Here is a 13,301-nt window from a genome sequence, read left to right as displayed (position 1 = left end):
ATGTTCTCGTCGCTCGACCCGGTGGTGCTTGCGCGCGTGCAGTTTGCCGCCAACATCACGTTCCACATCTTGTTTCCCACCATCAGCATCTCGCTGGGCTGGGTGTTGCTGTTTTTCAAGCTGCGCTTCAATAAGACCGGCGATGAACGCTGGATGGCAGCGTACCGTTTCTGGGTGAAAATCTTTGCGCTGACCTTTGCGCTGGGCGTGGTCAGCGGCATCACCATGAGTTTCCAGTTTGGCACCAACTGGCCGGGCTATATGGAGACCGTGGGCAACGTGGCCGGCCCGTTGCTGGCCTACGAGGTGCTCACCGCGTTCTTCCTGGAGGCGACCCTCCTCGGCATCATGCTGTTCGGCATGCGCCGCGTGAGCAACCGCACGCATACCATCGCCACCTTGCTGGTGGCGGGCGGCACCACGTTGTCGGCGTTCTGGATCCTGGCGCTGAATTCGTGGATGCAAACCCCGGCGGGCTTCGAGATCATCGATGGCCGCGTGCATGTGACGAGCTGGCTGGCGGTGATCTTCAACCCATCGTTCCCGTACCGCTTCGTGCATATGCTGCTGGCGTCGGGGCTGACCGTGGCGTTCCTGCTGGCGGGCATCTCGGCCTATCGCTGGCTGCGTGGCGACCGCGCGCCGGAGGTGCTGTCGTCGCTGCGCACCGGCGTGACCATTGCCGCGGTGCTGATCCCGCTGCAGATCGTGGCGGGCGACCTGCATGGCCTGAATACGCTGCACCACCAGCCGGCCAAGATCGCTGCGATGGAGGGGATCTGGAAGACGGAGAAGGGCGCGCCCGCCGTGTTGTTCGGCGTGCCCAACGCAAGCACGCAAAGCAATGATTTCGAGATCGCCATTCCAAAGCTGGCCTCGCTCTACCTGACGCATCACATGGATGGCGAGATCAAGGGCATCGATGCCTTTGGCGACAAGCACCCGCCGGTGGCGCCGCTGTTCTTCGCCTTTCGGATCATGGTGGGCGTGGGCCTGCTGATGCTGGCGGCATCATGGGCGGCGGCGTGGCAGTTGCGCCGTGGCGGCCAGCCTGCGCCGTGGATGGCGCGCGTACTGATTGCCATGACCTTCTCCGGCTGGGTGGCCCTGGTGGCTGGCTGGTACGTGACCGAGATCGGCCGCCAGCCTTACCTGGTGTACGGCGTGCTGACCACAGCGCAGGCCGCGTCCAAGGTGCCGGCGGCGATGATCGCCTCCACGCTGGCGATGTACCTGGCACTCTACCTGGCGCTGATCGCGGCCTATGTCTCGGTGGTGTTCCACCTGGCACGCAAGGCCGGGACCGACCCGAAGGTGGACAGCCCGCGGACCGCCCCCCCTCAAGCCGTGTTGCCCGGCGAACCGCGGAGCGCAGAATGACCGACCTGACCCAACCCGCCGGCTGGATGCCGCTGGTGTTCCTGGCCCTGATGGGCATCTCCATGCTGGTCTACGTGATCCTGGACGGCTACGACCTGGGCGTGGGCGTGCTGCTGCGCCGCGCGGACGATGCCGACAAGGACACCATGATCGCCTCCATCGGCCCGTTCTGGGATGCCAACGAGACCTGGCTGGTGCTGGGCGTGGGCCTGCTGCTGGTGGCCTTTCCCATTGCGCACGGCGTGATCCTGACCCAGCTCTACCTGCCGGTGGCGCTGATGCTGGCAGGGCTGATCCTGCGCGGCGTGGCGTTCGACTTCCGCGTGAAGGCACGCGCGCACCACAAGCCGTGGTGGAACCGCGCGTTCTACGCCGGCTCGCTGCTGGCCGCGTTCTCGCAGGGCCTGATGCTCGGCCTGTATATCACGGGATTCCAGCACGGCTGGCTCGACCTGGCCTTTGCGGTAGTGGTGGGCCTGTGCCTGGTGGCGGGCTACTGCCTGCTGGGCGCGGGCTGGCTGATCATGAAGACCAGCGGCAGCCTGCAGCGGCGCGCCATGTACTGGGCACGCCGCAGCCTTTGGCTGACAGGCATTGGCGTGGCGGCGATCTCGCTGGTCACGCCGATGGTGAGCCAGCGCATCTTCGACAAATGGTTCTCGCTGCCCAACATCATCCTGCTGGCGCCGATCCCGCTGGTCACGGTGGCGCTGTTCATCCTCATCGACCGCCTGCTGCGGCGCCTGCCGGCCATGCACGACCGCGGCAACGACCGCTGGTGCTGGGTGCCCTTCGCCGGCACGGCGGTGATCTTCCTGATGGCGTTCAACGGCCTGGCCTACAGCATTTTCCCGTACCTGGTGGTGGACAGGATCGATATCTGGCAAGCTGCGAGCGCGCCGGAGTCGCTGGGGGTGATCCTGGTAGGCGCGGCAGTGGTGCTGCCGACCATCCTGGGTTACACGGTGTATGCCTACCGTGTATTCTGGGGGAAGGCGACCGACCTGCATTACTACTGAGCATAGCTACTGAGCATTGACTGAGCGGCGGTCGATCAACCTCGCATATCACGCACACCTGGCACCTATGAGCGGCTCGCAAGGCCAACAACCCGGCACCCCACCCTCCACGCCCCAGGCCGCCCCCCTCCCCCGGCGGCTGCTCGACCGCCTGCGCGCCCGTGCCGGCGCACAGGTGCGGGGCCTGACCCGCAGCAACTCCGGCCTCAGCCTCGACTACGACAACCCGCCCGGAGATCCCGGCCTGTTCGGGCCGGACGCGGTCTGCTGGCGCGTGCACGCGGATTTCCCCGCGATGCTGGCCGGCGGCGTCAGCGCCCTGCTGATGCAGACCATGCATCCGCTGGCGCTGGCGGGAGTGTGGGATCATTCCACCTTCCGTACCGATATGCAGGGCCGCCTCGGCCGCACCGCGCAGTTCATCGCCGGCACCACCTACGGCAACCGCGCCGATGCGCTAGCGCTGATTGACCGGGTCAGGCGCATCCACGCGGCGATCAAGGGCACGGCGCCAGATGGCCGCCCCTACGCGGCCGACGATCCGGCGTTGCTGACCTGGGTGCATGTGGCCGAGGTGTCGAGCTTTCTCACCGCCTACCTGCGCTACGTCGGCCCGCTCTCGGTCACCGAGCAGGACCGCTACTACGCGGAGGTGGCACAGATCGCCGAGCGCCTGGGCGCCACCGGCGTGCCACGCAGCGCCGACGCCATCGCCGGCTACCTGGAGCGCATGCGCCCTCAGCTGGTGGTGAGCGAGCGCACCCGCGAAGTGGTGCGGTTGGTCATGGCCATGCCGGTGGCCAGCCCGCTGCTGGTGCCGGCGGTGCGGGTCATGGGAGACGCTGGCATTGCGCTATTGCCGCGCTGGGCGCAGCGCGAACTCGGGCTGCATGGCAGCACCGCGATCCGCCGTCCGGTCTCGCTGGCCGGGATGCGCGTGCTGGCGCCCACATTGCGCTGGGCCTTGGGCAGCGGCCTGGCGGCGCGCGCGCGGCGGCGGGCGATGCAGCCGTCCTGACCGGCCACGCCGGGGCGGGCGATTCACCAACAACAGGAAACAGGAAAAGAACATCATGCAGACCGTTGCGGTTCTGGATTTTGAAACGACAGGACTGTCACCGCGTCAAGGCGACCGGGCCACGGAAATCGCAGTCGTGCTGCTGCGCGGCGGCGAAATCGTCGACCAGTATCAAAGCCTGATGAACGCGGGCAGACGCATTCCCTCGGACGTCGTGCGCCTCACCGGCATCACCAACGACATGATCGCGTCGGCACCCGCCGCGTCAAAGGTGATGCGGGAGGTGGCCCAGTTCGTCGGCAAGCATCCCGTGGTGGCCCACAACGCGGGGTTCGACCGCAGGTTCTGGCAAGCCGAGCTCTCGCTGCTGGGCATGCCGGCCGATCAGGCCTTCGCCTGCACGATGCTCGTTTCGCGGCGCGTCTACCCGCATGCGCAGAACCACAGGTTGTCAACGCTGGTGGATATGCTGCGCCTGCCGAAGGCCGGACGCGCCCACCGGGCCATGGCCGACGCGCAGATGACCTGCCACCTCTGGCACCGTCTGCAACACGATATCGCCGAGACCTACGGCATGCGCCGGGTGGATTACGACCTCATCACCCGCGTGCAGGCCACCAGCGGCGCCAAGGTGCCGGCTCTCCTGCGCTCTCTGGGTGAGAGCCAGGCGCAATGATGCGTGGGCCGAACGCCGGCACTGCGCCAATTTGGGTCCGAACGACAATGCATGACTTGAAGACTGGCGCATTCTGGCGGCGCGCCTGCCTTGCCCTGCTTGGCGCACTGCTGGTGGCCGATGCCATCGCCCTGATGCTGATGGGGCTGTTCAACTTCGGAGTCGTCCTCCCTCTGGCGATCGGCGCGGCCTTTCTCGCGCTGTCATGGCGCTGGGAGCAGGTCGTGCGATGGCGCGCGGCCAGCCCACGGCGCCGATGGATCTGGGCGCTGGGCCGCACCGCATTTGCCGCATGGCTGGTGACGCTCGGGATGTTCTTCTATTTCATCAGCGCCAGCAACGCGAACTTCCCGGCAACCGGACCGGCGGCAAACACCATCCTCATACTGGGTTCCGGCACGCCGCGCTGCGCCGCGTCGCCCACCCTGGCCGCACGGCTGGACAAAGGGCTGGCGCTGGCGCGGCAATGGCCAGCGGCGCGAGTCGTGGTGAGTGGCGGCCAGGATTTCGGGCTGCAGTGCAGTGAGGCGGACATCATGGCGGACTACCTGATCGCGCACGGCCTGGCACCGGAGCGCCTGATCCGGGAAGACCGCAGCACCAGCACGGAGGAAAACCTGCTCTTCAGCCACCGGTTGCTTGCGCAACAGGGCGTGAGCGCCGCAGACCCGCTGGTGCTGGTGACCAGTGATTTTCATCTGGTGCGCGCAAAGCGGATCGCGCGTAAGGCCGGGTTCCAGGCCGTGTCTGGCGCAGGAGCGCCAACGCCGCTTTACTTGCGCTACAACGCCTGGCTGCGTGAGTACTTTGCGTTCATCAGTGGCTGGGTATTGCGTGAATTCTGAAATGCCAATAGCTTCCCCAAGGCACGGTGGTGCCGCCCCCCCCCCTCTTGTTCAGTTGGGATCCGCGATCAGAGAGGTCCGCCTTCGGCGTGACCTTTCCCAGGAAGAGCTTGCCCATCGGGCCGGCATCGACCGCTCCTATATGAGTTCGGTGGAGCGGGGAGGACAAAACCTGGGAATGATGCATCTTTTGAGAATTGCGACTGCGCTTGACGTTGCGGTCGCGGAGTTGATGGGTGTTGCCAAGCTCTAAGCGTCAACACCAGTCGGCTCGGGAGGCCCAACCGCACGAACAAGCCGGGCATCGGCGCGAGAGTTCGTGGGGCCGCTCCCTCGCAGTTGCATGAGTCGCTTCGCGCGCGACCTTCGGCTTGACCAGCACCACCTTGCCGGCCGCGTCGACGCCATGAATGGCAGCACCCTCTTGGCGAGATCGATTCCAACGGTAGCGATAGCCATGGACTTCCCCTTCGTTGGTTGTGATGCAGTTTAGACACGCCATCATGGCGCTTCGGTGCCAACCGGCGGCTTCCACCGCAACTTTGCGACGGGGAAGTCCCTTCCATTCCAATACCCCGTAGAGGAAAACCCCTACAGATAAAGTCAATGCCCAACACCTATTATTGCCACATATGGCAATTAAGCGCGCGCGCTGAAATCGGCAGCATTGCGAGGTGCCAGCAGGTCGACGAAGGCTCACATCCGAGCGCATTTGAGTCGGGCATAGCTGGCAAGTGCCCTGGTGTTGTCAGACGGTTTAACTTTGATTCTGTTGGGATAGTTATGAACATATCGGGAACGAAAATCACGAAAGGCGATCTGGGGCTATCCCCTGATTGCCGGGCATCCAACGGTACTATCCCTGATGCGACAGGCGTGCGACCTGGCGATGCCAACGCCGACAACGAGGGGCGCATCGTGGCGCAGGTGGAGGCCATGCCACTCACGCCGCTGCACCGGCTCGCGCGTGTCATTGTCGGGAGCGCGACCTTCTTCGACGGCTTCGATGTGCTCGCTATTGCTGCCGCGATGCCCGTGCTGATCAAGGTGTGGTCCCTGTCCCTTGAGCAGGTCGGCTACATCATATCCATTGGATATCTAGGTCAGCTTCTCGGGTCGCTGGGCTTCTCCTATCTCGCGGACAAGATTGGACGGCTTCGCTGTGCCAGCCTGTCGGTAGCCATCTTCGCACTTGGCAGTCTGGCATGCGGCTTTGCGGGTGGACCGGTGAGCTTCATGGTTTATCGATTCATTCAGGGTCTCGGGCTCGGGGGCGAATTGCCAGTTGCAGCGACTTACATCAATGAGTTGGCAAAGGCCGGCCATCGCGGCCGCTTCGTCCTCTTCTATGAACTGATCTTCCCGATCGGACTGTTTACTGCCAGCCTGGCCGGCATGTGGGCCGTCCCGAATCTGGGCTGGCAGGCCATGTTCTTCATCGGTGCGTTGCCCGCATTGATCGCGCTGTGCATGCGCCGTTTCCTCCCTGAATCCCCCCGGTGGCTAGCGTCAAAGGGACGTTTCCAGGAAGCGGATGCCGCTCTTGATCGCTTCCGGAAATCCTGCCGGACGGTCGATGTTCCCAGCCTGCCCGGCATCCCCGCGCAACCGAACGCAAGTGCGGTACGGCGGGGAACCGGAGTCTCGTGGCAGAGCCTGTTCCGTCCGCCCTTGCTGCGACGCACTCTTGTGCTGTTCACCCTTTGGTTCGCCGGCGGTTTTGTAACGGCGGGGGTTACCGCCTGGATGCCCACCATTTATCGGCAAGAGTTTCACGTTGACCTGGCGACCGCGCTCAAGTTTGGAACATATACGTCTCTTGCAGGAATCATCGGCTCTGCGGCCTGCGCTATCGCGATTGACCGCTTCGGGCGTCGGTTGTGGATGACCATGACATGGCTATGCACGGGCGTGGCGATGCTTGCCCCCATCGTTTTCGCGCCGATGACCGCTGCATCCACAGCCCTCTGCATTTCCACGGCATTCGGTTTCTCGGCCGCCGCATTTATCGGTTGTTACGTCTATACGCCAGAGCTCTATCCGACTCAGATCCGCACCATGGGTGTTGGCGTGTCGAGCGCGATGTTGCGCTTTGCTTCCATTGTCTGCCCCTCGATGATCGGCTGGTTCGTTGCCAGGGGTACGCTCAACACATCTTTTGGCGCAATCGCCGGAGTCGCATTTGCCGCGGCGTTGGCGGTGGGGCTCTTCGGGGAAGAGACAAGCGGTCGAACACTAGAAGAAGCGTCCTCGGTTCCACAAACGCCCTGATCTTGCATTTTTTTGACAGTAATTTCCATTTGTGGCAATTACGACTCAAGGAAGACCGAATTCTCCACATAAGGCTATCGAATGAAACTCAGAGTTATCTTGGCGCTGACGTTCGGTTGTGTGAACGCGGCGCTCGCACAGGGTCAACTAACCCTGTATGGAAGCATGGATGAATCCGTCCCATGGATCAGCAATATCCAAGGCCACGGCTCAGTGCGCATGGATGCCGGAATCTCCCAGCCAGACCTTTTTGGGATCCGCGGAACAGAGGACCTCGGTGGAGGAATGAAGGCACTGTTCCAGTTGGAAAACGGCTTCCTCACCGACAGTGGTTCGATGATCGCAGCGGGGAAGCTATTCAACCGTGCTTCATGGATTGGGCTCGAAGGCAAACTGGGGATCGTCAAGCTCGGCAGGCAAGTCGACTTCACGGCAGACAAGCTTGGGCAGTGGAGCAACGGCTACCAGTTGTTCAATTTCTATCTGTACCACCCCGGCAACCTGGATGGGCTTTCGAGTCAGTTCCCGGTAGACAATGCGATTACCTATCGCACACCAGTCTTTGGCGGCATGCAGGCCAGTGCAATGTATGGCCTCGGCGAGGTACCGGGAGACAGAAGCGCAAACCGCACGTATAGCTTTGCGGGCACGTATGCAGGCGCGAGACTGAACCTTGCAATTGCATACACCGACGCCAATGGGCGCGCGTTTGATATCAATGGCACAACCGGAATCGCGCAGGCCATGGGTCAAGGCCTTGCCGCCGGCAGAGCCCTTCCGATCGATTCATTCAAGGCGGGAGGGATTGGTGGCGGTTATCGATTGGAGACCCTGCCGATTTCCGTCAATGCGCTGTATTCGCGCTCGACACTAAGAGTGGGGATGTCCCAGGGCACGATGAATGCTGCCGACCTTGGATTGAGCTGGCAAGCGACTCCTGCAACAGCCGTCAATATTGGTTACTCGTTCAGCAAATTCGAGAGGACAAAGTGGCATCAACTCAATCTTGGCAGCATGTATTACCTATCGAAGCGCACGCAGTTGTACGCGCTGTGGACGTACCAACATGCGGTCGATGGCGTCGCGGCAATGAACGTTGTGGGTATCTCCTCCGGACGTAACCAGTCAGTGGTTAGTGCCGGTATTCATACTTCATTCTGAAAGTGCCTGCGATGGCGCGCAAATTTGGTGGAGGTGTTTGGTGAAGTTCAACCTCAATGGCAGGCAAGTCACGTTCGACGGTGACGTCGAGACCCCGTTGCTGTGGGTGATCCGCGAACAGTTCAAGCTGACGGGCACGAAGTTTGGTTGCGGTATTGGTATGTGCGGCGCATGCACAGTACACCTCGATGGCGTGCCGGTACGCTCGTGCTCGGTCCCAGTAAAGCACGTTACCGGCAGAACCGTAACGTCGATTGAAGGACTGTCGAAGAACCGATCTCATCCGATCCAGCTGGCATGGATCGAGAAGGATGTACCGCAGTGCGGCTATTGTCAGTCAGGGATGATCATGTCCGCTGCCGCACTGTTGAAAAACTATCCGAAACCTACAGATGAACAGATCGACCAGGCAATGACGAACCTGTGTCGATGCGCGACTTATCACCGAATTCGGGAGGCCATCCATGACGCCGCTTCAAAGAAATGACAGCAACGAAAGCTCGGATGTGAAGTCACCACAACGCCGCCGCTTGCTGAAAAGCGCCGTGGCACTTCTCGCGATCCCCGCGGCAGGAAGCCTGGCCATACCGGTCGTGTACTCATTGTCCGAGAAGCACTCCGGGACGCCCGCCGCGGAGGTCGAGGTCAGCGACTGGATCTGGATCGAGCCATCCGGCCATACCATCATCGGCGTGTCGCAGTGTGAGTTCGGCCAGGGCATCTATACAGGATTGCCGCAAGTGCTCGCGGACGAGATGGATGCAGACTGGGAGAACATCTCGGTCAAATTCGTCACTGCGCGAGACGCATATCGGAACGATGCCGGGGACGAGCCGCTGCAGCAATACACCGGCGCTTCCATGTCCATGACCTACTTCTTTGAGCGAATGCGCCTCGCCGGCGCGCAAGCCCGGGATGTGCTGCTGCGCGCGGGTGCGCAGCGGCTGGGGGTCCGCTCGTCCCAATGCACGACCCGAACGGGGCGTGTGATTCACCCCGCAACCGGGCGCAGCATCGGCTATGGCGAGGTGGTTGCGGATGCCATCAAACTGCGCATCAATCCACATCCGAGGATGAAGGTGCCCTCGGAGCATTCGCTGATCGGCAAGAACCTCCGTCGTGTAGACACACCGCCGAAAGTGGACGGTAGTGCGGTCTTCGGGATGGATGTCGAGGTGCCGGGCATGCTGATCGGCGCGGTGCGCATGGCGCCTAGCGTGACGGGTAGCATCGTGCGCATTCGCAACGAAGCCGAGATTCGCAAGCGCGAAGGCGTGAAGGCCATCGTGGTCACGTCACTGTGGCCGGTGCCCACGCGCAACACGGTAATCGTTGTTGCCAATTCCTATTGGACTGCCAAGCAGGCCCTGGATGCGCTGGATATCGAGTTCGACGCCGGTGCGGCACGAAATACATCGAGCGACCTGATCCGCAAGCAATTCGTCGAGGGGCTTGATAGCAAGGATGCTCCCGTGGCGAGAAGGATCGGAAACCCGGAAGAAATCCTGAACGGACCGGGCAAGCGTGTCGTTGTTTCCGCCGACTACCACACGCCATATGTCGCGCATGCCACCATGGAACCGGTCGTCGCCACCGTCGATGTCCGCGAAGGGGAGATCGAGGCCTGGGGTCCCTTCCAGGGACAGGATTTTCTTCGCGGGGAACTGGGGAAGGCATTTGGACTGCCCCCGGACAAGGTGACCGTCCACACAGTCTATCTCGGCGGCAGCTTTGGCCGGAAATACCTGCCTGACTTCGCGTTGCATGCGGCAGCCGCCTCAAAGGCTGTCGGCAAGCCCGTCAAGGTTATCCGCTCGAGGGAGGATGACACGCGGCACTCATACTATCGGCCCGGTGCCGCAGGCCGCTTTCGTGCAGTGCTGGGTGATGGCGGGATGCCGCTTGCCTTGCATGCGAGGATTTCCGGCCAGTCCCTGTACGGTGTGATCAAGCAGGACAAGATGGCCGCGGTCGGTGGATGGGATGAGACCATGGTCGAGTCGATATACGACCTGATCTATCGTGTGCCGCATCTCCTCGTCGATGCGGTCGATGTCAAGCAACCCATTCCGCTGAGCTTCCTGCGCAGTGTCGGCAGTACGTCAAGTGTGTTTTTCCTGGAGAGCTTCGTCAGCGAGCTTGCTCATGCGGCGGGCGCTGACGATTACCAATATCGACGAAAACTGCTTGCCGAGCAGCCACTGGCGCTTAGGGTGCTGGATGCGACAGCGAAGGCCGCGCAATGGGAACGCGAGGCGGGCCCGGGAGTTTTTCGCGGGATGGCATTCAATGTCTACACGGGGCGGGGAGAGGGCTTTCAGACCTACGTCGCTTTGGTCATCGAGCTTGAGGTCGTGCAGGGGCGAGTCAAGCTGAAGCGAGCCGTCTGCGGAGTCGATGCGGGGCGCGCGGTCAACCCGGGGCTGATCAAGGCCAATATGGAGGGCGGGATTGGCTTTGCGCTGACCAATACGTTCAAAAGCGAGCTCACCTTTGACAAAGGAGCCATCCGGCAAAGTAGCTTCCACGACTATCCGCTGCTGCAATTGGCGGAGATGCCGAACGTGGAAGTTACCATTCTTGAAAGTGACAGGCCGCCCCAGGGCTGTGGCGAGGTTGTGCTCGGACCGACGGCGCCGGCCGTAGCGAGTGCCATGTTCCATGCGACAGGGACGCGATTCCGGTCCATGCCCCTGCCTCAGTCTGTCTGAGGCCACGCGTATGGCTGCCGGCTACGGGACGTAGCCGGTATGAGCGCCGCCCCCCCATCGATCTTACCGCCATTGCATTCGCTGGGCGGGCCGGCAAGGCATGCCGCGTTGAGCCCGCGCGTCCGGCGCGGGCGGAGTAATGAAGACTTCACGTCGCGGTGTTGATAGAATGCCTTGGCGCGCGAGCGCTCCTGCACGCCAACACGTGCACCGATGCACCGGAATCCGGCAAGGTACGCCCATCCGGCATCCAGGCTCGCTACGCCGTGTATTCTGGCCTCCGTGCCCGTCCTCGATTCGCGATCACATCCAGCAATATGGCAACGAAAATTCCACTGAAGCGTACCGTGTCCACTGCCGACAAAGCGCGCCGTCGTGTCAGCGGGCGACCAACAGGTGAAGACACGGTCGGCAAGCAGGCAATCATTCAGAGCACTGTGGAATTGCTGAAGATAAGGGCGCCAGAACAACTCACGGTGCTTGAGGTGGCGGCGAAGGCCGGGGTGGCCAGAACGCTGGTTCGCTACTATTTTGGCGATCTCCACGGTTTGCTTCGCGAGGTGACGGAATGCCTGATGGGGCAATTGCAGGATCGCATGGAAGTCGTGATGCGTATGCAAGGCTCGGTGCGTGAGCGAGTACACCAGCGCCTTCTGCTACGCCTGGAATTCATGCGCGAGCATCCGTATTTCGAGCGCTTGGCGCTTGGCGAGATCTACTACGGGGAGGACGCTACCGAAGAGAACCCTGCGGGAAGCGCGCTGCAGCGCATCACCAAGCGCGGCTTGGAACTGACCGACATGATTCTCGAGGATGCGCAGGGGGCGAAGGTCGATGCCCGATTCCTTCACCTGGTGATACTGAGTGTGTCTGCATTCATTCCGAGCGCGCAACCGCTGCTCCATCATCTCTTCGGGACCGGGGAGGAATGCGAGCAGCAAGTAGATGCCTATCTCCAGTTCGTCTCGCGCATGCTCGCGGACGCGATCGATCAACAGCCCGAGCGCACAAAGCCATAAGCCTGGAAAGCTACGCTGCACGCCAAGGCGCCTGGATTGCCGCTCAGCACGCTCGCGCACTTGCCACTTCCGCGGTTGGCGCGTTGAGCACCTCGCTGAACCCGCTCAGCCCCCTCCCCCTCAATCAATATCTCTTGACGGAACTTCCCGTTACGCACTAAACTGAGTTTAATTGCCACATATGGCAATTAAACTCAGTCAGTCGTTTGCCCGCAGACGGATTGCCGGTCGGGCACAAGTGCTGAGGAGCCGGCACGCAAGTTGCGCCCCACGCTTGGTCCTGGCAGCGCGTCGCGCGACTGGCGCTTTCCAGCTCGCCGGATCATCGACATACAGCACGGACTTCGTCTAAATCAAAAGGAAGAGACATCATATGAAAATCGACAATCTGACACCGGCGATCGGGTCCGAGATTCATGGAATCAATCTGGCCGACGCCGATCAAGTCAACAGTTGTGCCGATGACCTGCGCGCCGTTCTCGCAGAACGCCAGGTGATCTTCTTTCGCGATCAGGAGTTGACGCCTGAAGCGCAGGTTCGATTCGCCAAGATCTTCGGGCGCGTGGAAGCGGTTTCATCGACATTTCCCGCGCATCCCGAGAATCCGTATGTCGAGCTTCTTGTCAGTCAAGGAACACGGACAGGAACGGACATCTGGCATGCGGACCTGACCTGGCAAGAGTCGCCGCCTGCTGGTGCATGCCTGTACGCCGTGGATGTGCCCGAGACCGGCGGTGACACCATGTGGGCCAGCATGACCTCCGCTTTCGAGTCGCTGGCTCCGAACATGCAAATGTACTTGCGCGATCTGCGCGCGGTCCACAACTGGGAGGCCCCGGCACTGACAGACAACCTCAGGAAGCGGGATGCAACGGGTGGGCTGTACAAGGCGGCTCGCGAGAAATATGCGCCTCTGGAGCAGCCGGTGGTTCTTGACCATCCCGTGACCGGAAAACCGGTGGCTTTCGTGAATTCGCTCTATACAACCCATATTCGCGACGTCACGAATGACGAGAGCCGTGCGTTGATTTCCTTTCTTAGCGGCCTGGCGAAAGTTCCCGAATGGCAGGTTCGGTTCCGATGGAGAAAAGGCTCGGTTGCCGTATGGGACAACCTTGCCACGCAGCACTACGCGGTCAACGACTACCACCCCGAACCGCGCCGAATGCATCGCGTCGCCATTCGCTGACCACTTGAGTGC

The 13,301-nt window shown here is 62.0% G+C and carries 12 protein-coding genes; all 12 read left to right on the top strand.

Annotated features, from left to right (window positions below):
* The 12 genes from RR42_RS25835 to RR42_RS25780 all read left to right on the top strand — a co-directional run bounded on the left by RR42_RS25835 (position 1) and on the right by RR42_RS25780 (position 13,289).
* Positions 1–1,380, top strand: a complete 1,380-nt coding sequence (locus RR42_RS25835) for a cytochrome ubiquinol oxidase subunit I (protein ID WP_043354193.1) — start codon at positions 1–3, stop codon at positions 1,378–1,380.
* Positions 1,377–2,399, top strand: coding sequence for a cytochrome d ubiquinol oxidase subunit II (locus RR42_RS25830; RefSeq protein WP_043354192.1), 1,023 nt, complete (start codon positions 1,377–1,379; stop codon positions 2,397–2,399). The genes RR42_RS25835 and RR42_RS25830 overlap by 4 nt, the downstream gene beginning before the upstream one ends.
* Before the next feature lie 67 nt (positions 2,400–2,466).
* On the top strand, positions 2,467–3,417 hold the full coding sequence (locus RR42_RS25825) for an oxygenase MpaB family protein (protein WP_043354191.1): 951 nt from the start codon (positions 2,467–2,469) through the stop codon (positions 3,415–3,417).
* A gap of 55 nt (positions 3,418–3,472) precedes the next feature.
* Positions 3,473–4,093 carry a PolC-type DNA polymerase III gene (locus RR42_RS25820; RefSeq protein ID WP_043354188.1) on the top strand — a complete coding sequence of 207 codons (621 nt, stop codon included), beginning with the start codon at positions 3,473–3,475 and terminating at the stop codon, positions 4,091–4,093.
* A gap of 47 nt (positions 4,094–4,140) precedes the next feature.
* On the top strand, positions 4,141–4,938 hold the full coding sequence (locus RR42_RS25815; RefSeq protein WP_043354186.1) for a YdcF family protein: 798 nt from the start codon (positions 4,141–4,143) through the stop codon (positions 4,936–4,938).
* 1 nt (position 4,939) lies between these two features.
* A complete protein-coding gene (locus RR42_RS25810; protein WP_043354185.1) occupies positions 4,940–5,191 on the top strand; it encodes a helix-turn-helix domain-containing protein in 252 nt (83 codons plus the stop codon).
* 530 nt (positions 5,192–5,721) lie between these two features.
* Positions 5,722–7,209 carry an MFS transporter gene (locus tag RR42_RS25805; protein ID WP_158408312.1) on the top strand — a complete coding sequence of 496 codons (1,488 nt, stop codon included), beginning with the start codon at positions 5,722–5,724 and terminating at the stop codon, positions 7,207–7,209.
* A gap of 81 nt (positions 7,210–7,290) precedes the next feature.
* Complete coding sequence (locus RR42_RS25800) at positions 7,291–8,370, top strand: porin (RefSeq protein WP_043354182.1); 1,080 nt, start codon at positions 7,291–7,293, stop codon at positions 8,368–8,370.
* A gap of 40 nt (positions 8,371–8,410) precedes the next feature.
* Positions 8,411–8,857 (top strand): (2Fe-2S)-binding protein, encoded by a 447-nt coding sequence (locus RR42_RS25795; RefSeq protein ID WP_043357927.1) that lies wholly within the window; start codon positions 8,411–8,413, stop codon positions 8,855–8,857.
* Complete coding sequence (locus RR42_RS25790) at positions 8,835–11,081, top strand: xanthine dehydrogenase family protein molybdopterin-binding subunit (protein WP_043354180.1); 2,247 nt, start codon at positions 8,835–8,837, stop codon at positions 11,079–11,081. The genes RR42_RS25795 and RR42_RS25790 overlap by 23 nt, the downstream gene beginning before the upstream one ends.
* 347 nt (positions 11,082–11,428) lie before the next feature.
* Positions 11,429–12,100 carry a TetR/AcrR family transcriptional regulator gene (locus tag RR42_RS25785; protein ID WP_236702196.1) on the top strand — a complete coding sequence of 224 codons (672 nt, stop codon included), beginning with the start codon at positions 11,429–11,431 and terminating at the stop codon, positions 12,098–12,100.
* A 373-nt stretch (positions 12,101–12,473) separates the two neighbouring features.
* A complete protein-coding gene (locus tag RR42_RS25780) occupies positions 12,474–13,289 on the top strand; it encodes a TauD/TfdA dioxygenase family protein (protein WP_043354176.1) in 816 nt (271 codons plus the stop codon).
* The last annotated feature ends 12 nt before the right edge of the window (positions 13,290–13,301 follow it).

The sequence above is a fragment of the Cupriavidus basilensis genome, assembly GCF_000832305.1.
Classification (GTDB): Bacteria; Pseudomonadota; Gammaproteobacteria; order Burkholderiales; family Burkholderiaceae; genus Cupriavidus; species Cupriavidus basilensis_F.
The sequence above is the reverse complement of the archived record's forward strand: the minus strand, read 5'-3'. Positions and strand labels throughout refer to the sequence as shown.

What these genes read in the sequence shown, in the direction of transcription:
- RR42_RS25835 (WP_043354193.1), top strand. Translation starts at nt 1, where the DNA reads ATGTTCTCGTCGCTCGACCCGGTGGTGCTTGCGCGCGTGCAGTTTGCC.
- RR42_RS25830 (WP_043354192.1), top strand. Translation starts at nt 1,377, where the DNA reads ATGACCGACCTGACCCAACCCGCCGGCTGGATGCCGCTGGTGTTCCTG.
- RR42_RS25825 (WP_043354191.1), top strand. Translation starts at nt 2,467, where the DNA reads ATGAGCGGCTCGCAAGGCCAACAACCCGGCACCCCACCCTCCACGCCC.
- RR42_RS25820 (WP_043354188.1), top strand. Translation starts at nt 3,473, where the DNA reads ATGCAGACCGTTGCGGTTCTGGATTTTGAAACGACAGGACTGTCACCG.
- RR42_RS25815 (WP_043354186.1), top strand. Translation starts at nt 4,141, where the DNA reads ATGCATGACTTGAAGACTGGCGCATTCTGGCGGCGCGCCTGCCTTGCC.
- RR42_RS25810 (WP_043354185.1), top strand. Translation starts at nt 4,940, where the DNA reads ATGCCAATAGCTTCCCCAAGGCACGGTGGTGCCGCCCCCCCCCCTCTT.
- RR42_RS25805 (WP_158408312.1), top strand. Translation starts at nt 5,722, where the DNA reads ATGAACATATCGGGAACGAAAATCACGAAAGGCGATCTGGGGCTATCC.
- RR42_RS25800 (WP_043354182.1), top strand. Translation starts at nt 7,291, where the DNA reads ATGAAACTCAGAGTTATCTTGGCGCTGACGTTCGGTTGTGTGAACGCG.
- RR42_RS25790 (WP_043354180.1), top strand. Translation starts at nt 8,835, where the DNA reads ATGACGCCGCTTCAAAGAAATGACAGCAACGAAAGCTCGGATGTGAAG.
- RR42_RS25780 (WP_043354176.1), top strand. Translation starts at nt 12,474, where the DNA reads ATGAAAATCGACAATCTGACACCGGCGATCGGGTCCGAGATTCATGGA.